The 272-nt window shown below is 58.1% G+C and carries 1 protein-coding gene; it reads right to left on the bottom strand.

Annotated elements, in window-relative coordinates:
- A partial coding sequence (locus C6N31_RS47375; RefSeq protein ID WP_498063734.1) for a serine acetyltransferase domain-containing protein occupies positions 1 to 272 on the bottom strand: 272 nt, incomplete at both ends.

Genomic DNA, 272 nt, shown 5'->3' with positions numbered 1-272 from the left:
CCTTCCCAATCCTAGCTGCTGGGTGGATATCAACTGAGAAAACGTCGGCAATGCGGGAGTGTAACGCAAGTGCCAGTGGCTTCCTTGACTCGGTCCACAGCTTGTGTGCCACCCTGTGAGCCTGGCAAGCCAAGAAGCCCTTGTAGTTGAGAAGGCAGTGGGAAAACGATATGCACGCAGGGTCGCGGGCTCGGACGGCACGGAGATCAGCATTGACGGCCGAGATCAGAGCCGGGTCCGACGACAGGGCGTTGAGGAAGAGATCGTATAGC

The organism is Streptomyces fildesensis (genome assembly GCF_016107395.1).
In the GTDB taxonomy this organism is placed as follows: Bacteria; Actinomycetota; Actinomycetes; order Streptomycetales; family Streptomycetaceae; genus Actinacidiphila; species Actinacidiphila fildesensis.
This window is presented reverse-complemented; position numbering and strand designations above follow the sequence as displayed.